This window comes from Agromyces aureus, assembly GCF_001660485.1.
Lineage (GTDB): Bacteria > Actinomycetota > Actinomycetes > Actinomycetales > Microbacteriaceae > Agromyces > Agromyces aureus.
The window spans coordinates 3,992,468-4,009,460 of the sequence record NZ_CP013979.1; the positions used below are offsets into that span (position 1 = coordinate 3,992,468).

Annotated in this window: 19 protein-coding genes; 5 read left to right on the forward strand and 14 right to left on the reverse strand. The window is 71.8% G+C overall.

All coding sequences use genetic code 11. From position 1 onward, the window contains the following. Positions 1-5 precede the first annotated feature (5 nt). Positions 6-1,028: a DUF389 domain-containing protein gene (locus ATC03_RS17830; RefSeq protein ID WP_067880083.1), complete on the forward strand. Its 1,023-nt coding sequence runs from the start codon at positions 6-8 to the stop codon at positions 1,026-1,028. A gap of 28 nt (positions 1,029-1,056) precedes the next feature. On the opposite strand, the gene ATC03_RS17835 is transcribed toward ATC03_RS17830, so the two are convergent. After that, entirely contained in the window at positions 1,057-1,590 is a 534-nt protein-coding gene (locus tag ATC03_RS17835) for an adenine phosphoribosyltransferase (RefSeq protein ID WP_067880086.1), read from the reverse strand. A 91-nt stretch (positions 1,591-1,681) separates the two neighbouring features. On the opposite strand from ATC03_RS17835, the gene ATC03_RS17840 reads away from it, so the two are divergent. Continuing rightward, a complete protein-coding gene (locus tag ATC03_RS17840; RefSeq protein ID WP_227820156.1) occupies positions 1,682-2,143 on the forward strand; it encodes a DUF3817 domain-containing protein in 462 nt (153 codons plus the stop codon). 10 nt (positions 2,144-2,153) lie between these two features. Here the strand turns inward: ATC03_RS17840 and ATC03_RS17845 are convergent, their stop codons facing one another. After that, positions 2,154-3,353, reverse strand: coding sequence for an MFS transporter (locus ATC03_RS17845; RefSeq protein ID WP_067880092.1), 1,200 nt, complete (start codon positions 3,351-3,353; stop codon positions 2,154-2,156). Positions 3,354-3,672: 319 nt separating this feature from the next. Here ATC03_RS17845 and purL point away from each other — a divergent pair, with 319 nt between their 5' ends. From purL to ATC03_RS17860, 3 genes are read left to right on the forward strand one after another with little or no spacing between them, the layout of a single operon-like run. Further along, entirely contained in the window at positions 3,673-6,006 is a 2,334-nt protein-coding gene (gene purL, locus ATC03_RS17850) for a phosphoribosylformylglycinamidine synthase subunit PurL (protein ID WP_227820157.1), read from the forward strand. 10 nt (positions 6,007-6,016) lie between these two features. Then, the gene (locus ATC03_RS21100) at positions 6,017-7,006 is read left to right on the forward strand and encodes a GNAT family N-acetyltransferase (RefSeq protein ID WP_227820158.1); all 990 of its coding nucleotides are present in this window, start codon (positions 6,017-6,019) and stop codon (positions 7,004-7,006) included. 8 nt (positions 7,007-7,014) lie between these two features. Further along, complete coding sequence (locus ATC03_RS17860) at positions 7,015-7,263, forward strand: hypothetical protein (RefSeq protein ID WP_152031009.1); 249 nt, start codon at positions 7,015-7,017, stop codon at positions 7,261-7,263. Between the two features lie 8 nt (positions 7,264-7,271). On the opposite strand, the gene ATC03_RS17865 is transcribed toward ATC03_RS17860, so the two are convergent. The 12 genes from ATC03_RS17865 to ATC03_RS17920 form a co-directional block, all read right to left on the reverse strand. After that, positions 7,272-7,862 carry a hypothetical protein gene (locus tag ATC03_RS17865; protein WP_227820159.1) on the reverse strand — a complete coding sequence of 197 codons (591 nt, stop codon included), beginning with the start codon at positions 7,860-7,862 and terminating at the stop codon, positions 7,272-7,274. After that, positions 7,859-8,278: a pilus assembly protein CpaE gene (locus ATC03_RS17870; RefSeq protein ID WP_067880102.1), complete on the reverse strand. Its 420-nt coding sequence runs from the start codon at positions 8,276-8,278 to the stop codon at positions 7,859-7,861. Before ATC03_RS17870 ends, ATC03_RS17865 begins: the two co-directional genes overlap by 4 nt. Positions 8,279-8,404: 126 nt before the next feature. Further along, on the reverse strand, positions 8,405-9,565 hold the full coding sequence (locus ATC03_RS17875; protein WP_067880105.1) for an alcohol dehydrogenase catalytic domain-containing protein: 1,161 nt from the start codon (positions 9,563-9,565) through the stop codon (positions 8,405-8,407). A 159-nt stretch (positions 9,566-9,724) separates the two neighbouring features. Next, complete coding sequence (locus ATC03_RS17880; RefSeq protein ID WP_067880108.1) at positions 9,725-9,970, reverse strand: hypothetical protein; 246 nt, start codon at positions 9,968-9,970, stop codon at positions 9,725-9,727. Next, positions 9,967-10,887: an SDR family NAD(P)-dependent oxidoreductase gene (locus tag ATC03_RS17885; protein ID WP_067880111.1), complete on the reverse strand. Its 921-nt coding sequence runs from the start codon at positions 10,885-10,887 to the stop codon at positions 9,967-9,969. The genes ATC03_RS17880 and ATC03_RS17885 overlap by 4 nt, the downstream gene beginning before the upstream one ends. Then, positions 10,884-11,207, reverse strand: coding sequence for a chorismate mutase (locus ATC03_RS17890; protein WP_067880114.1), 324 nt, complete (start codon positions 11,205-11,207; stop codon positions 10,884-10,886). Before ATC03_RS17890 ends, ATC03_RS17885 begins: the two co-directional genes overlap by 4 nt. Before the next feature lie 9 nt (positions 11,208-11,216). Beyond that, complete coding sequence (locus ATC03_RS17895) at positions 11,217-12,542, reverse strand: FtsX-like permease family protein (protein WP_067880117.1); 1,326 nt, start codon at positions 12,540-12,542, stop codon at positions 11,217-11,219. Continuing rightward, complete coding sequence (locus ATC03_RS17900; RefSeq protein ID WP_084003602.1) at positions 12,539-13,354, reverse strand: ABC transporter ATP-binding protein; 816 nt, start codon at positions 13,352-13,354, stop codon at positions 12,539-12,541. Before ATC03_RS17900 ends, ATC03_RS17895 begins: the two co-directional genes overlap by 4 nt. Positions 13,355-13,550: 196 nt before the next feature. Beyond that, positions 13,551-14,678 carry a lytic polysaccharide monooxygenase gene (locus ATC03_RS17905; RefSeq protein WP_067880120.1) on the reverse strand — a complete coding sequence of 376 codons (1,128 nt, stop codon included), beginning with the start codon at positions 14,676-14,678 and terminating at the stop codon, positions 13,551-13,553. A 225-nt stretch (positions 14,679-14,903) separates the two neighbouring features. Beyond that, complete coding sequence (locus ATC03_RS17910; RefSeq protein WP_067880123.1) at positions 14,904-15,671, reverse strand: hypothetical protein; 768 nt, start codon at positions 15,669-15,671, stop codon at positions 14,904-14,906. Then, positions 15,668-16,570, reverse strand: a complete 903-nt coding sequence (locus ATC03_RS17915; RefSeq protein ID WP_067880126.1) for an ABC transporter ATP-binding protein — start codon at positions 16,568-16,570, stop codon at positions 15,668-15,670. The genes ATC03_RS17910 and ATC03_RS17915 overlap by 4 nt, the downstream gene beginning before the upstream one ends. Then, entirely contained in the window at positions 16,567-16,926 is a 360-nt protein-coding gene (locus ATC03_RS17920; protein WP_067880129.1) for a GntR family transcriptional regulator, read from the reverse strand. The genes ATC03_RS17915 and ATC03_RS17920 overlap by 4 nt, the downstream gene beginning before the upstream one ends. Positions 16,927-16,993: the final 67 nt, after the last annotated feature.

Consider the following 16,993-nt stretch of genomic DNA (forward strand, 5'->3'; position numbering starts at 1 on the left):
CCGACATGAGCGAGACCGCGCAGACGAAACCGCAGCTGAACGACCTGTCCTACATGCGCGACGCCGTGCTGTTCGACGGCCCGCAGGCCCCGCACAAGCTGAGCCGTTTCTGGCTGCTGCTCATCCTGTCGTCGATCATCGCCGCTGCGGGCGTGGTGGCCGACTCGACCGCGACGGTCATCGGCGCGATGATCGTCGCCCCGCTCATGCTGCCGATCCAGGGCACGATGCTCGCGACCGTGCTCGGCGACCGCGACGGGCTCATCCGCTCGTTGCTGCTGCTCGTGGCCGGCGCCGCGACCGCGGTGGGCATCGGGTTCGCCGTCGGCCTCGTGGTGGTCAACGAGGTCGTCGCCTCGAACAACTCGCAGGTCGCCGGTCGCGTCTCCCCCGGGCTCATCGACCTGCTGGCCGCGCTCGCGACGGGCGTGGTCGGCTCGATCGCGCTCGTGCGACGCGACATCGCCGACACGCTGCCCGGCGTCGCGATCGCGATCTCGCTGGTGCCGCCGCTCTCGGTGGTCGGGCTCACCCTGCAGTCGGGCGCCCCCGACGAGTCGCTGGGGGCCCTGCTCCTCTTCCTCACCAACGTGGCGGCGATCATCGGCACGGGCATCGTCGTCATGGCCGTGTACGGCGCAGGCCGCCTGGCGGCCCCGCCGGCCGACCATCGCCAGGTTGCGAGAAAGCGGCGGCACACGGCGATCGCGCTCACCCTCATGGGCATCGTCGTGATCGTGCCGCTCACGATCACGAGCGTGCAGACGGCTCAGAACGTCACACGCGAGTCGGCGGTGCACGGCGTCGCCGAGACCTGGGGTTCGGATGTCGGCTGGACGCTGACGACCGTGACCAGCTCGAACGGCGTCGTCATCGCGAAGTTCGAGGGGGACGGCAGCACGCCCGACACGGCGACGCTCGAGAGCGCCCTCCGCGACGCCGGCATCGATCCGAGCCAGGTGGAGATCGAGTTGAAGCCGACGTTCACGGTCAAGCTCGGGCCCGCAGCGGACTCGAGCGGCGAGTAGGGGCTGACGAGGGCTCAGCCGGCTGGGCTCAGTACTGCAGCAACGAGAACGTCTCGTAGCGGTCGTCGAGCGCCGCGCGACCGCCGAGGTCGACGAGCTCGATCGCGACCGAGATGCCCGCGACCTGCCATCCTGCGCGCTCGACGAGTCTGGCGGCGGCGGCGACCGTTCCTCCGGTGGCCAGCACGTCGTCGACGATGAGCACGCGCGTGCCCGGCGGCAGCTCGCCCTCGTGCACCTCGAGCGCTGCGGTGCCGTACTCGAGCGCGTACTCCTCGCGCAGCACCTTGCGCGGCAGCTTGCCCGCCTTGCGCACGGGCAGCACAGCGGCACCGCTCAGCACCGACGCGGCCCCGGCGAGCAGGAATCCGCGCGCCTCGACACCGGCGAGCACGTCGAAGCCACCCGCGAAGGGCTCGGTCAGCGCCTCGGACAGGGCATGGAAGGCAGGACCGTCGGCGAAGACGGGCGTCAGGTCGCGGAAGAGGATGCCCGGCTCGGGGAAGTCGGGAATCGTCGCCAGATGCGATTCGACGAGCGTGCGTACGTCGTGTTCGGTCACCGGTCAAGGGTACGCGCTCGATCAATCGTTCGGCTGAGGCATCCCCTCAGGCCCTGATGACACGATGGAAGGACCACACCCGAGGAGCATCGTGTCACCGAAACGCCTGTACCGAACGTTCGCCATCGCCGAGGCGATCACCTGGACGCTGCTGATCGCGGGCATGGTGCTGAAGTACGGGTTCGGCGTCGACCTCGCCGTGACCATCGGCGGGGGCATCCACGGGTTCGTGTTCCTCGCCTACGCCGTGATCGCCGTCGTCGTCGGCGTGAACCAGCGCTGGAACCTCGGGCGCATCGCGTTCGCCCTCCTCACGGCGATCGTGCCCTACGCGACGATCCCGTTCGAGCTGTGGCTCGTGCGTCGCGGCCACCTCGAGGGCGACTGGCGCCGCGAGGCCGGCGAGCACCCCGCCGACGGCTCGTCCCCGAACCGCGTGCTGCGACTCGTGCTCGCGCGCCCGGTGATCTCGATCGCGGTCGGCGTCGTCGCCGTCGCGGCCGCGTTCACCGTGCTGCTCATGATCGGCCCGCCCGGCGGCGGCACGGCCTGACGCCCGCGACCTAGCGGCCGGCGCGGTTGACGAGCGCCGTCCAGACGAGCGCCGTCGTCGCGCACGCGAACAGGCCGACGAGCACCCACGGCAGCGCGGCGAGGCCGATGACACCGTAGAGGGCCGCGCCGAGCAGCGCGCCTCCGCCGATGCCCGTGTTGAACGCGGTCGTGTAGAAGGACGCCGCGGCATCGCGGATCTTCGCCGAGGCCGAGTGCAGCAGCCGCGTGTTCAGCATGGTCGGCAGGGCGCCGAATGCCGTGCCGAAGAGCAGGAACGCGGCGATCGAGACGACCGGCACCTCGGGGAACGCGGCGAGCCCGGCCGCGCCGATCGCCGTGGCGACCATGGCCACGACGAGGCCGATCGTCGGGCGGCGCCCGAGCACGACGCCCGCGAGCACCAGGCCCACCGCGCCGGCGATGCCGTAGGCCAGCAGCATCGGGCTGATCGAGCTCGACGGCAGCCCCATGACGTCGGTCATGTACGGCGCGACGTAGGTGTAGAAGCTGTACATGCCGATCATGGCGGTCGCCGTGATGAGGCAGACGACGATCACCGGCACGAACGTGGGGTCCTTGCGCACCCGCACGGGCGCGGCATCCGCTTCACCGGCGTGGTGGCGCACGGGCGGCAGGAACCGCCACACGAGCAGGGCGCCGAGCAGCGTCAGCGCGCCCATGGCCGCGAACGCGGTGCGCCAGCCGAGCGCCTGCCCGAGCGCGGTGCCGAGCGGAACGCCGAGCACGAAGGCCGCCGAACCGCCCGCGACCGTGAGCGACACGGCGCGCGCGAGCTGCTCCTTCGGCACGAGGTGGCCGGCGTACGCGCCGACGACCGACCAGAACACGCCGTGGGCCGCACCGCCCAGCACGCGCGTGGCCAGCACGGTCGCGTAGTTCGGGGCGAGTGCCGTGAGCACGCAGCTGAGCGCGAGCACGGCGAGCGTGATCACGATGAGGCGGCGACGGCCGACGCGCTTGGTGAGGCTCGAGAGCGGCACCGTGAGCACCACGACGGTGCCGGCGAACACGGTGACGAGCAGGCCGACGAGCGGCTCGCCGACCCCGAGCTCGCGGCTCATGTCGGGCAGCAGCCCGGTCGGGAGCATCTCGATCGTGACCGAGAGGAAGACGGCGGCGGCGAGCGTGATGAGCCCGAGCCACGGGAACGGCGGCGCAGGATGCACCGTGGGAATCGAGGAGGTCATGTGGAGTACCTGGACGAACGTCGCTCGTGGTGGCGCGGGCGGGGCTCCGCAAGTGCGCGAACGGCCACGAGGAGTGCGCGCCGATGTGCGCGCCCAGGGCCGACGGGATCCGACGACCACGACCATTCTACCGAGCGGATGCTGCGGGCGGGCCGAGTGCGGGCGGAGGCGTTGGGCGGCGGCGGGTCTCGAGACGCGTCGACTTCGTCGGCGCTCCTCGACCGGCGGTGGTCGGTATGCGCGGACAAGTAGACTGGGCGGGTCAGGCATCCGCCCGCGGCATCCGCTCGCTCGCCGCCCATCTTGGAGCTCGCCACTCGTGACCATCAACACCTCCGAAATCATCGCCGCCCCGACGACTGCGGTGCTCGACACCGTCGACGTCGCCGCCGCCACTCCCGAGAAGGAGCAGCCGTACGCCGCGCTGGGCCTGAAGCCCGACGAGTACGAGCGCATCCGCAACATCCTCGGCCGGCGCCCCACGAGCGCCGAGCTCGCGATGTACTCGGTCATGTGGAGCGAGCACTGCTCCTACAAGTCGTCGAAGATCTACCTGCGCCAGTTCGGCAAGAAGGTCACGCCCGCCATGAAGCAGCACCTCATGGTCGGCATGGGCGAGAACGCCGGCGTGCTCGACATCGGCGAGGGCTGGGCCGTCACGTTCAAGATCGAGTCGCATAACCACCCCTCGTACATCGAGCCGTTCCAGGGTGCCGCGACCGGCGTCGGCGGCATCGTGCGCGACATCATCTCGATGGGCGCGCGCCCCGTGGCCGTCATGGACGCCCTGCGCTTCGGCGCCATCGACCACCCCGACACCGCGCGCGTCGTGCACGGCGTCGTCTCGGGCATCAGCTTCTACGGCAACTGCCTCGGCCTGCCGAACATCGGCGGCGAGACCTGGTTCGACTCGGTCTACCAGGCCAACCCGCTCGTGAACGCCCTCGCCGTCGGCGTGCTGCGCCATGAAGACCTGCACCTGGCGAACGCCAAGGGCGCGGGCAACAAGGTCGTGCTCTTCGGCGCCCGCACGGGCGGCGACGGCATCGGCGGCGCGTCGATCCTCGCGTCCGACACGTTCGCCGAGGGCGGCCCGACCAAGCGCCCGTCGGTGCAGGTCGGCGACCCGTTCGCCGAGAAGGTGCTCATCGAGTGCTGCCTCGAGCTGTTCCAGGGCGACCTCGTCGAGGGCATTCAAGACCTCGGCGCCGCCGGCATCTCGTGCGCCACGTCGGAGCTCGCGTCCAACGGCGACGGCGGCATGGCCATCGTGCTCGACGACGTGCTGCTGCGCGACCCCACGCTCACGCCCGAAGAGATCCTGATGAGCGAGAGCCAGGAGCGCATGATGGCCATCGTGCGCCCCGAGAAGCTCGACGGCTTCCTCGAGGTCGTCAAGAAGTGGGATGTCGAGACCAGCGTGCTCGGCGAGGTCACCGACACCGGCCGCCTCAGCATCATGTGGCACGGCCAGGAGATCGTGAACGTCGACCCGCGCACCGTCGCCGTCGACGGCCCCGTCTACGAGCGCCCCGTCGCCTACCCCACCTGGATCGACGCGCTGCAGGCCGACACGGCCGCTCGCCTGGAGCGCCCCGCGACGCCCGACGAGATCCGCGAGCAGTTCCTGCAGCTCGTCGGCTCGGCGAACCAGGCCGACGCCGCGTGGGTCACGAACCAGTACGACTCCTACGTGCTCGGCAACACGGCGCTCGGCGCACCCGACGACGCCGGCATGATCCGCGTCGACGAGGAGTCGGGGCTCGGCGTCTCGGTCGCGACCGACGCCAACGGCCGCTACTCGTACCTCGACCCTCGCCAGGGCGCGAAGCTCGCGCTGGCCGAGGCGTACCGCAACGTCGCCGTCACCGGCGCCAAGCCCATGGGCGTCAGCGACTGCCTGAACTTCGGCTCCCCCGAGAACCCCGAGGTCATGTGGCAGTTCTCCGAGACCGTCGAAGGTCTCAGTGACGGATGTCTCGAGCTCGGCATTCCCGTCACGGGCGGCAACGTCAGCTTCTACAACCAGACCGGCGACGTGCCGATCCACCCGACGCCGGTCATCGCCGTGCTCGGTGTGATCGACGACGTCGCGCGCCGCATCCCCAGCGGATGGCAGGACGACGGTCACAACATCTACCTCCTCGGCGACACCGCTCTCGAGCTCGACGGCTCCGCGTGGGCCGGCACCGTGCACGGCCACCTCGGCGGACGCCCGCCGGCCGTCGACCTCGCCGGCGAGAAAGTGCTCGGCGAACTGCTCGCCGCGGCGGCGCTCGAAGGCCTCATCGACTCGGCGCACGACCTCAGCGACGGCGGCCTCGCGATCGCCCTGGCCGAGGCGGTCAACCGCTTCGGCATCGGCGCCCGCGTATTCCTCGGCGAGGTCGCGGCCGACGCCGGCATCGACCTCGCGACCGCGCTCTTCTCGGAGTCGGCCGGTCGCGTGATCGTGACGGTGCCCCGCGAAGACGACGTGAAGTTCCGCGGACTCTGCGACGGTCGCGGCTACCCCGTGCGCCGCATCGGCGTGACGGATGCCTCGTCCCGGTCGCTCGAGGTGCAGGACGCCTTCACCGTGACGATCGACGAGCTGCGCGGCATCAACCGCGCGCCCCTCGCCGACGCGTTCGGCCCCATCGTCGGATACTGAGCCGACGCGCATGACCATCGGCCGTGGGCGGCAGGCGTACTCCGACGAGTACGCGGCCGCGCACGGCCGTTTCAGCGTGATCCCAGCGGGCTACATCTTCCTGCTCGAGGGGTCGCGCGTGCTGCTGCAGCTGCGCTCGGGCACCGGCTACTACGACGGCTGGTGGGGCGCCTCGGCTGCCGGTCACGTCGACGCGGGCGAGTCGGTCGTGCGTGGCACGCTGCGCGAGGCGGCCGAAGAGATCGGCGTCAGTGTCGATCCCGCCGATCTCGTGCCGCTCACCACCATGCACCGCACGGGCCCCACCTCGGCGACGGTCGAGCAGCGCGTCGACTTCTTCTTCGCCTGCCGCTCATGGGCGGGCGAGCCCCGGCTGCTCGAGACCACCGCATCCGACCTGCGCTGGTTCGAGCTCGACGACCTGCCCGAGAACGTCGTGCATCACGAGCGGTTCGTGCTCGAGGGCGTCGCGGCGGGCGACCTGGCGCCGATCACGGCCTTCGGGTTCGCACCGGGCAGCGGACGCGACGCGGCATCCGATGCCGTCGCCCGAGCAGTCGACCGCGCGGATGCCGCGGACGAGGGCATCTCGTACGGCACCGCGACCCGCGACGACATCGGCGGGCTGATCGCGTTCTGGCAGGTCGCCGGCGAGAACGACGGCCGCCCGGTCGACACCCCCGACGCCGTGGCCCGCCAGCTCGAACGCGACCCCGACGCGCTCATCGTCGCGCGAGCCGAAGGACGTATCGTCGGCACCGTGATCGCCGGCTACGACGGCTGGCGCGCACATCTGTACCGGCTCGCCGTGCTGCCGTCGCACCGACGACGAGGCATCGCGCGCGAGCTCATGCGACGCGCCGAGGCACGACTCGCGGCGTTCGGCGTGAGCCGCATCGACGCCATGGTGCTCGAGCACAACGAGCTCGGGCAGTCGCTCTGGTCCTCGCTCGGCTACACGCAGCAGTCCGACTGGCGCCGTTGGGTGCGAGGCGTCTGATGGGCGGCATGGAGGTGATCATCGGCGGCCTCACGGCGCTGTTCGTGCTCGCGATCGTCATCGGCATGACGGTGCGCGCGGTGCGCGCCGAGCGCGGCCAGCGCCTGCGCGCGGCCTTCGGCCCGCTCATGGGCTCGCTCGAGATCCACCAGGAGCTGCACACCGGGCAGAAGGGCCTGCAGGACTCGGTGATCGAGTCGATCCAGGCCAGTGAGGTGCGTCCGTCGCGTACCGACGGCGACCCCGAGCGCGACTGACGTTCGCCTCAGGCGCGCTCGGGCGGGTGCGCGAGCAGGCCGACGCGGTCGGCGAGGTACCGCTCGAACGGGCTGAGCGCATCGGGCTGCGCGGGACTCCAGCGCACGAACACCTCGCCGTCTCGAACGACGAGGGGGCCGGATGTCGCATCGCGGGCGAGCGCGTCGAAGTCGACCGGGCTCGCGTCGAACGCGACCGTCTCGCCCTCGTGGATGCCGCCCTTCACCGCGGCCGCGCGGAGCGCCCGCTGCTCGGCGACCGATTCCGACGTGATGCTCTTGCGCGCCGCACGCTCGGCGCGCACCACGCGCCCGGTGTCCCATGCGCCGCCATCCTCGTCGAGCAGCAGCACCCCGAGGCGCCAGACCCGGCCGACGGGCGTCATGCGCGCGGCACGGGGAATGCCGAGCACGCGTCGCTCGGGCACGAGCTCGGCGAGCGTCTCCTGGCGCGCTCCGGCGCTGCGCAGCTCGGCGACCGCGTCGGCCACGAGACGGCGCGCACCCGCTGCGGCTGCGATTGCGGCGGCCGATACCGGTGCGGTTGCCGCGGCATCCGTCATCGAGGCGGGCTTCTCGGACCCAGCGGCATCCGTCATCGCGACCTGCCGACGAGCTCGCGCACGGCCAGTCCGTAGGCCTCGGCCACCTCGGGATGCTCGAACCGCAGTCGCTCGCCGCCGAGTTCGATCTCGACCTCGAAGGCGTCGTCGAGGCGCGTCAGCGAGCGGAACGTCGACCGCAGCAGTTCTCGCAACTGGTCTTCGCGGGGCAGCCACACGGCGTCGACGAGCGAGACCGAGTCGAGCGCCCACTCGGTCGTGCCGTTGAAGGCGAGCACCGTGCCCGTGGGGTGGCGTCGCGCCTCGATCGTCATCTCGCTCACGGTGAAGACGTCGGCCTCGGCCTCGGCCTCGACGTCGCTCGGCAGGTCGAGCTGGAACCGGTCGCCCGAGAGCGGATGCCACACGAGTCCGGCTTCGCGGAGGGCGAGGGCGAGCTCTCGGCTGATCATGTCTCCATCGTGCCCCGAACCGGCCACTTCGTCACGCACCCGGCCCACGATCTGGTGAGGCTCCCGCCGGGTCCAGGGTTCGGGGCGTCCCCCAACATTCCCTCGAACCGTCCCCGGCGGGAGCAGCTAGGGGGCGGCTCGTCGCCCGGGGGCGACGCCGACCCTGATGTGCCGACCCGACGCGGCCTCTTCGAGCGCGTGGTCGAGCTTGGCGAGCGCGTGGGTCGACCCCACGAGCTCATCGAGAGGCAGGGTGCGCCAGGACCGCTCGAGGAACGCGACCGCGCGCTCGAGGTGGCGGGCGTCGTAGTTGTGCACGCCCGTGATGCTCGCGAGCCGCCGCACGAGCGATTCGGGGTCGATGCAGAGCTCGCCGCCGCTCGTGACGCTGCCGACCAGCACGACCACGCCGCCGACGCCCACCTTCGCGACGGCCGTGCGCACGCCCGCCGCCACCCCGGAGGCCTCGATCGAGACGAGCACCTCGCGCATGTCCGTGCCGATCGCGGCGGCCAGTACGGACTCGAGCCGCTCGGCTCCGTCGGCCCGGGCGCGCGGGTCGGCGCTCAGGGCACCGAGGCGCCGCGCGAACTCGCGCCGCGAGGCATCCGGCTCGGAGACGATCACGGTCGCACCGGCTTCGAGCGCGAGGGCTGCGGCGGTGAGCCCGATCATGCCGCCGCCGGTGATGAGCACGAGGGCGCCGTCGAGATCCACCCGAGCGGATGCCTCGGCCAGCGCCGCGACCGCGGTTGCCGTCGCGCACGAGGCGGGTGCCGCCACGACCGCGGGCAGGTCCTCCGAGATGCGCACGATCGCGGTGCCGGCGCGCAGCTGCACGTGCGTGGCGAATCCGCCCGAGAGCTCCCAGCCCCGGTGCACGCGCTCGTGGCCGTACTTCGCGAGCGTGCGGCACTTCTGCGTGAGTCCGCGGCGGCAGCGGTCGCACGTGCCGCAGCTCACGGTGACCGACCAGACGACGCGGTCGCCGAGTTCGAGGGGCGTGCCGTCGCTGCGCACGGCTCCGGCGCCGAGGGCGATCACGCGGCCGACCTGCTCGTGTCCGAGCACGAGCGGCGACCTGGCCGGGCGGTGACCGAGCACGGTGTGGATGTCGGATCCGCAGATCGTGGCGAGTTCGACCTCGACGAGGGCCTCGCCGTCGCAGAGGTGCACGCCGGGCACGGCGAGGGCGTCCTGCGCGCGCCCCGGCTCGTTCCAGACCATGGCGACGGGCGATGGCTTCACGATCACGTCGTGCTCGCTCCGGCGGTCGACAGTGTGCATCGCGGTTGCCCGCCTCGCTCTCCTGGGCCGAGCGCCCGGTGCGAGCGCGTGCTGTGCGTTCCGGATTCCCACCGTAGGCAGCCGCCGCCAACGGCATCGGTCGGCTTGGTTACCGGCAGGTGAATGAGCTGCGGCCGCTGAGGTTCGGGCGCGCCCCGGTCAGCGGCGGATGCGGCCGGGGCCGAGCGCGGCGCCGAGCCCGAGCACGATGACGCCGACCACGAGGTAGCCGTAGCGCGCCGTGAGCAGTCCACCGAGCATCAGCAGTGCGCCGAGCACGACGACGATGCGCGAGAGTACGCGGCGCACGCCGGGGCGGGCGAAGGTGCGCGCGAACAGGCCGGTCGGCTCGGGTTGCGGCTCGCGCCGCGACCCGGGCTCGCGCCGCCGCTCGACCTCGCTCATGCGCCGACCGTGAACTCGCGACCCGTGGTCTCTTCGGCGAAGGTCCAGAACCGGGCGCCGAGCGCTGGGTCGTTCGAGACGCGCGTCGGCCGCTGCAGCGCGGGCTCGCCACGCGTCACGTGCTCGGGCCCCCAGAACTGACCGCCCGTGACATCCGGTGCCGTGAGGGCGTGCAGGGGAACCTCGGCGCCGCGGTGCTTGCCCTGCGTCCACGCCGCCTGCAGTGCGTCGACGAAGCGGTCACGACGGCTCGGCTCGTTGACGCCGGGCACGGTGGGGGTTCGTCCGCTGATCGAGTACCCGGGGTGCGCCACCACGCTCGAGACGGCGACGCCTGAGGCGCGGAGGCGCCGGTCGAGCTCGAAGCCGAGCATCTGCGACGCGATCTTCGACTGGGCGTACGCACGCCAGGGGTGGTAGCCGTGCTCGAGCTGCAGGTCGCTCAGGCGGAACGTCGAGAGCCGGGTCGACAGCGAGCCGAGCAGCACGACGCGCGCACCGAGCGCGAGGTGCGGCACGAGCCGGGAGAGCAGCGTGAAGTGGCCGAGCACGTTGGTCGCCAGCACGAGCTCGTCGCCGTCGACCGAGAGCTCGCGCGTGCGAGGCGTGTGCACCATGCCGGCGTTGGCGACGATGCCGTCGAACGGCTCCACCCCCAGCAGGGCATCGGTCGCGCGCAGCACCGACGCCTGCGACGACGTGTCGAGCACGATGGCCTCGACGGATGCCGCGGGCCTGGCCTCGCGGATCGCCGCACGCGCGGCGTCGAGCCGTTCGGCGCTGCGCCCGGCGAGCACGACGTGCGCGCCCGCGGCCGCGAGCCGTGCAGCGGTGAAGAACCCGAGTCCGCGGTTCGCACCGGTGACGACGTAGCGGCGCCCCGCCTGCTGCGGGAGCGCAAGCGGGTACCAGCTCATTCGGGACGCGTCCCGCCGGCGATCTCCTCGTGGTGCTGGATCACCTCGGCGACGACGAAGTTGAACCACTTCTCGGCGAACGCGGGGTCGAGGTGCGCATCGACCGCGAGGTCGCGCAGGCGTGCGATCTGGCGCTGCTCGCGGCCGGGATCGCTCGGCGGCAGGCCGTGCTCGGCCTTGAGCCGCCCGACCTTCTGCGTGAACTTGAACCGCTCTGCGAGCAGGTGGATGAGGGCGGCGTCGATGTTGTCGATGCTCGAGCGGATGCCGAGCAGCTCGCTCATCGCGGCATCACGTTCGTCGGTAGGGCCCTCAGTCATGCTTCGACCCTACCCGGCGGCCGCCCGGTCGAGCACGGGTCGGGTCACCACGAGCCCGAGCCAGACGATGCCGATGCCCGCGGCGAGCACGGCGGCGATGACGGCGAGCGAGAGCGGCGCGATGATGAGCGCGACGCCCGTGAGCGGCAGCATCACGATCGCCGCGACGACGGCCGATCCGACCGACGTGATGCGGAGCGGCGACATGACACTGCGGCGCCTCGCGGCCTCCATCGTGTCGACGGGCATGCCGAGCATGTCGAGACTGCGGTAGAGGTCTGCGCGGTCGAGGATCGCGGCGGCCTGTCCGACGCCCACCGAGCAGGCGACCATCAGGAACGAGCCGATCACGGTGATCAGGATGCCGGTGCGCACGTCGGCGAGCAGCATCGCGGAATCCGGCTCGCCGTTCGCCCCGTCGGCGGCGGCCGCACCCAGCAGGCCGACGCCGACGCCCGCGAACACGGCCATGAAGCTCGTCATCGCGACGCCGCCGACCTGACGCCAGGCGGCCTTCGGTGATTCGAGCACCGAGCGCGCGGCGAGGAGCCGCACCGGGGTCTTCGCCCGCCGCGCCTGGCCGCTCGCAACGAGGCGGATCACCCACGGCCCGATGAGGTTCAGCACCGCGAGCGAGCCGCCGAAGGCGACGGCGATCATCGTGATGAGCACCAGCGCGACCTGCGCGACCCCGATCGCGCTCATGAGCGCGTAGCCCAGCGCGACGACGCCGACCCCGACGACCACCCGGATCCAGTGCAGGCGCGGGGCCTCCTGCCGGGTGCGCACGCCGAGCGGCGAGATCACGACCTGCCGGAGGCCGAGCACCGCGCTCGCCGCGGCGAGCGCCGCCACCGCGATCGGGGCCGCGACGAGCACCCACCAGGGCAGCAGCACGCCCGCGGCGCCGAGCGGTTCGCCGCGGAACGGGATGAGCCCGATCAGCGGCACCGCCGCGAGGTACGCGAGCACCCCGAGCACCGCGCCGGCGAGCGCGAACGCGGCCGCCTCGATGACCGCGAGCGCACGCACGACGCCGGGGGTCGCGCCGAGCAGCCGCAGCGTCGCCAGCCGGTCGTCGCGGCGCCTCGCCGAGAGCCTGGCCGCGGCGCCGCCGAGCGAGACGAGCGGCACCACGAGCAGCACGAGCGCGATCACCGCGAGCGACTGGTACAGCATCGACGTGTCGTCGGTCCACGTGAAGAACGTCTGCGCGCCGCCGGCGACCGTGAGCAGCAGCGCGGTGACCACGCCGAAGGCGACCACGGGGAGCACGGATGCCGCGGCGCCCGCGGATCCCGGTCGTGCGAGCAGCCACGCGACCCGCGCGATCATGCGCGGGCCTCGGGTGCGGGCGTGGACGCCGGTGCGGATGCGGGCCCGTCGACCGACTCCCCGGACCCGACGTCAGCGGCCTGCGCCCCTGCGCGGGCCGCGGCGGCAGGGTGCACGATGCGGGCGCCGGGCCGCTCCCCCACGATGCGCCCGTCGCGCATCTCGACGACGCTCGAGCACTGCGCGGCGACGTCGGCATCGTGCGTGACGACGATCAGCGTGCGGCCCTGTCCGGTGGTCGAGTGCAGCAGGGCGCCCATGACGTCGGCGCTCGTCTGCGAGTCGAGGGCGCCGGTCGGCTCGTCGGCGAAGACCACGGTCGCGCCCGTGACCTGCGCCCGGGCGATGGCCACGCGCTGCGCCTGCCCGCCCGAGAGCTGACCGATACGACGCTCCTCGAGCCCCGCGAGACCGAGGGCGGCCAGCCAGCCGCGCGCGTGCTGCTCGGCGGTCGCCCGCGGCATCCCGTTCAGCATGAGCGCGAGCGCGACGTTCTCGACCGCGGTCAGCTCGGGGATCAGGAGCCCCTGCTGGAAGACGAACCCGAACGCCTCCCTGCGCAGCCGCGAACGTTCGCGCTCGCCGAGCTCGGTGACCGCCACCAGCCCCGTGCCGGCACGGAAGCCGACCGAGCCGGAGTCGGGGCGGGTGATGCCCGCCAGGCAGTGCAGCAGGGTCGTCTTGCCCGACCCCGACGCACCCATGATGGCGAGCGATTCCCCGGTGCGCACCTGGAGGTCCACGCCCGCCAGCGCGTGCGCGGTGCCGAAGGACTTGGTGAGGCCTGCAGCCTCGATCACGAACGAACTCATGCCTCCAGCCTGATCGGGCGGCACGCGCCGCGCGTCGGGCTGGAGGCGTATCCGTGGGGCCGCGGCATCCGCCTGCAGATGTACGGCGAGCCTCGCGAGGGCGTCCGGAGCGAGCGGCGAACGCGAGCGACGCGGCATCCGATCGTCACCGGATCGGATGCCGCGCCGTGCCGAATGCGGGTCGGCAGCCGCCGCGTCAGCCCACGGGCGTCCAGAGCGAGCGCGCGGTGATCCAGCCCGGATCGCCGACGCCCTGGTGCGTCTGCACGGCCTGGTAGACGACGCCGCCGGACGTCACGCGGTCGCCCTTCGTGTACGCGCCCGAGGGGTTCCAGGCGGGTGCAGTGCCGGTCGCGGCGGCGGTCGTCACCTGGAACACCGTGCTGACCGCCGAGCGGTTGCCGTCGGCGTCGACCGCTGCGACCCGGTACCGGTACGTCGTCGATGCCGCGAGTCCGGTGTCGAGCCAGCTCGTGCCGGTGGGCTGACCGACCAGCGCGAAGGCGCCCGTCGCCGTCGCCCGTTCGACCCGGTAGCCGGTGACGCCGCGGTCATCGGTCGAGGCGGTCCACATGAGGTCGACGCTCGAGGAGGTCGTGCCCATGCTGTGCACGCCGGTCGGCACGGTGGGCGTGGTCGACACCGGGGGCGTCGTCGGAGGCGCGGTCGGGGGCGTCGTGGGCGGTGTCGTGGGCGGAACGGTCGGCGTCGTCGGCGAGCCCGAGATGTTCACGTCGACCACGTTGTAGAAGGCGTTCGTCGTGTCCCAGACCTCCCAGACGGCGAGGATCACGTGGTAGCCCGAGTGGTCGCTCGGGATCGTGATGGTGTGCACCGGCTTCGTGTTCGCCGCCGTGTGGTCGTGCGCCACGACCTGCAGCAGCTCGAACGACGACCGCTTCAACGGCTCGTTCGGGTTCCACCCGTTCTTCGTGATGTAGTACCGCCACTGGTCGGTGTTGTGCGGCGCGGTGTAGGTCCACCCGAACTTGTGCGGTCCCGGCGTGATCTCGTTCTTCGCCCACCTGGTCGAGGTCTGCGCGTCGAGCTCGGAGAACTGGGCGATGCCCGCCGACGCGATCTTCCCGTCAGCCGGGCCCGTCTCGGGGAACCCGCCCGGCGCCTCGAGGCTCTGCGGCTCGTACGCCACCGCGCCCAACCCGGTGTTGCCGGGCATCACCTGCCTGGCGGTCAGCTCCGAACCCGAGCCGCCGATCCATCCGTGCGCGAACGCCGGGGCGGCGACCCCGATCATCGCGGCCGCGGTCGCCGCGGCCAGCACGACGAGGGCCGTCGGCCTCCGCCGTCGAGAAGTGGTGCGCATCGCTCATCCTCTCCGCGGCGCGCGGCGCCGCCTCAGCGCGGGCACGGCTGGTCGCCCGCCCGGCACATCCGGACGATACGCAGGGGCGGTGGGCGCGGCATCCGCAATTCCACCTACGCACGGGACGCCGGCGCCGGCCATGAACGCGCGACAGTGCGGCGCGGCATCCGACCCCCACCGGATGCCGCGCCGCGGCCTCTGCTCCCCGTCAGGACGGGGCCGTGCTCAACGGGGCGTCGCCCGCCGGATCACGAGGTAGCCGCCGATTGCGCAGACCACCGCGAGCCCGAGCACGATCGTGAAGACCCCGATGGTGCCGATGGAGGCGAACCACGTCCACACCGCGATCCACTGGTTCGTGGCGGTGATGATGGCGATGCCGCCGAGCACGACCACGACCACGACCGCGGTGAGCGACAGCATGCCCTTCATGCGCCACCGCATGTAGATCGTCGTGGCGCCGGCGCCGACGAAGAGTACGAACAGCTGCAGGGCGAACGACGTGTAGAAGTCGGCCAACCAGGTGCTCTGCCCGTACCAGAGTGCGTCGAACATGCCGGCACCGACCCACCACCCGTTGGTCAGCTTCTCGAGCTGCACGAGGGTCGCGATGGCCGCCGCCATCTCGATGGCGACGAGCACGAACGTCACGCTCGTGCCGAGCCAATAGTCGCGACGCGTGGCGCCGAACCCGAGCGCGAATGAGAACGTGAACGCGATCGCCTGCACGCCGACGGCCACGAGGTACCACTGCGGCGAGAGCACGGCCCAGCTGTAGCGGAAGCCCTCGAGCACCTTGTCGGCCGGGGCGCCCGAGCTCGTGATGATGAGCGCGAGCACGACCGTGATCGCCCAGGCGCCGCCCAGGATCATCCACGGGATGCCGAAGAAGATCGACGGGTTGACGGTCTGGAGGCGCACGATGCGCCAGATCTCGTTGAGGCGCGATCGCCCCTCGGTGCGCACGAGCGGAGTCGCGGTTGCGGTGGTCATGCTGCCTTCTCCTGTTCGGTCGAGCCGGCGAGGTCGGTGCCGGTGAGGTGCACGATGAGCTGCTGGAGCGACACCGGCGCGAGCTCGAGTCCGAGCTCGGCGGCCCTGATGCGCTCGGCCTGGTCGAGCCGGCCGTCGATCGTGACGGACGCGAGACCGCCGATGCCCTCGCGGCCGATCACCGGGCGGTCGGCGGTGAACGCGTCGACCGCGGCGCGGGCGCCGGCGATCGTGGTCGCCGAGCCGCGCACCTCCTCGGCGTCACGGTCGAGCAGGATGCGGCCCTGGTCGATGAGGATCACGTGCTCGAGGAGGTTCGCGACCTCGTCGATCAGGTGCGTCGAGAGCACGATCGTGCGGGGGTGCTCCGCGTAGTCCTCGAGGAGGCGGTCGTAGAAGATGTGCCGGGCGACCGCGTCGAGGCCGAGGTACGGCTCGTCGAAGAACGTCAGCGGGGCACGGCTCGCGAGGCCGACGATCACGCCGACGGCGCTCAGCTGGCCGCGCGAGAGCTTCTTGATGCGGCGCTTGAGCGGCAGCCGGAAGTCGGCGACGAGACGCTCCGCGAACGCGGCATCCCAGTTCTCGAAGAACCAGGGGGCGGCCTTGAACACGTGCGCCGGCGTGAAGTCCTCGGGGTAGCGCTGCGACTCGGCGATGAAGCAGAGGCGGCGCAGCACGTCGGCATGCTCGGCCGGTGCGCGACCGAAGACCTCGAGCTCGCCCGAGTTCGCGAAGAGCTGGCCGGTGAGCAGCTGCATGATGGTGGTCTTGCCGGCGCCGTTGCGGCCGAGCAGGCCGTAGATGCGGTTCTCCTCGAGCGTGAAGTCGACGGCGTCGACCGCGGTGAACGAGCCGTAGCGCTTGGTGAGCCCCTGCGCACGAACGACGGTGGTCATGATTCGATCCTTTCAGCGCGGATGAGCGCAGCGAGCTGGTCGATGTCGAGCCCGAGCTTCTCGGCTTCGACGATGAGCGGTCTGATGTAGGCGGCGGCGAACTCGTCTCGCCGCCGCTCGACGAGGCGCGCCCTCGCGCCGGTGGTGACGAACATGCCGATGCCCCTTCGTTTCTCGACGATCCCGTCGTCGACGAGCCGGTTGACGCCCCGCAGGGCGGTGGCCGGGTTGATGCGGTGGAAGGTCGCGAACTCGTTGATCGACGGGATCTGCGCGCCCTCGGCGAGCGTGCCCTCGATGATGTCGTTCTCGACCTGTTCGGTGATCTGGATGAAGATCGGTCGCGATTCGTCCATGCCGCCTCGCCCCTGCTGGTTCGTTGGTTAGTTGCTTCACTGACTAACCAACCATGTGCCGGCGCGT

Excerpts from the sequence above, each read along its gene's own strand:
- ATC03_RS17870 (WP_067880102.1), bottom strand. The coding sequence starts at position 8,278 with ATGATCAGCCGAGAGCTCGCCCTCGCCCTCCGCGAAGCCGGACTCGTG.
- ATC03_RS17880 (WP_067880108.1), bottom strand. The coding sequence starts at position 9,970 with ATGAGCGAGGTCGAGCGGCGGCGCGAGCCCGGGTCGCGGCGCGAGCCG.
- ATC03_RS17895 (WP_067880117.1), bottom strand. The coding sequence starts at position 12,542 with ATGATCGCGCGGGTCGCGTGGCTGCTCGCACGACCGGGATCCGCGGGC.
- ATC03_RS17905 (WP_067880120.1), bottom strand. The coding sequence starts at position 14,678 with ATGCGCACCACTTCTCGACGGCGGAGGCCGACGGCCCTCGTCGTGCTG.
- ATC03_RS17865 (WP_227820159.1), bottom strand. The coding sequence starts at position 7,862 with ATGACGGATGCCGCTGGGTCCGAGAAGCCCGCCTCGATGACGGATGCC.
- ATC03_RS17910 (WP_067880123.1), bottom strand. The coding sequence starts at position 15,671 with ATGACCACCGCAACCGCGACTCCGCTCGTGCGCACCGAGGGGCGATCG.
- ATC03_RS17920 (WP_067880129.1), bottom strand. The coding sequence starts at position 16,926 with ATGGACGAATCGCGACCGATCTTCATCCAGATCACCGAACAGGTCGAG.
- ATC03_RS17860 (WP_152031009.1), top strand. The coding sequence starts at position 7,015 with ATGGAGGTGATCATCGGCGGCCTCACGGCGCTGTTCGTGCTCGCGATC.
- ATC03_RS17885 (WP_067880111.1), bottom strand. The coding sequence starts at position 10,887 with ATGAGCTGGTACCCGCTTGCGCTCCCGCAGCAGGCGGGGCGCCGCTAC.
- ATC03_RS17830 (WP_067880083.1), top strand. The coding sequence starts at position 6 with ATGAGCGAGACCGCGCAGACGAAACCGCAGCTGAACGACCTGTCCTAC.
- ATC03_RS17900 (WP_084003602.1), bottom strand. The coding sequence starts at position 13,354 with ATGAGTTCGTTCGTGATCGAGGCTGCAGGCCTCACCAAGTCCTTCGGC.
- ATC03_RS17875 (WP_067880105.1), bottom strand. The coding sequence starts at position 9,565 with ATGCACACTGTCGACCGCCGGAGCGAGCACGACGTGATCGTGAAGCCA.
- ATC03_RS17915 (WP_067880126.1), bottom strand. The coding sequence starts at position 16,570 with ATGACCACCGTCGTTCGTGCGCAGGGGCTCACCAAGCGCTACGGCTCG.
- ATC03_RS21100 (WP_227820158.1), top strand. The coding sequence starts at position 6,017 with ATGACCATCGGCCGTGGGCGGCAGGCGTACTCCGACGAGTACGCGGCC.
- ATC03_RS17845 (WP_067880092.1), bottom strand. The coding sequence starts at position 3,353 with ATGACCTCCTCGATTCCCACGGTGCATCCTGCGCCGCCGTTCCCGTGG.
- ATC03_RS17890 (WP_067880114.1), bottom strand. The coding sequence starts at position 11,207 with ATGACTGAGGGCCCTACCGACGAACGTGATGCCGCGATGAGCGAGCTG.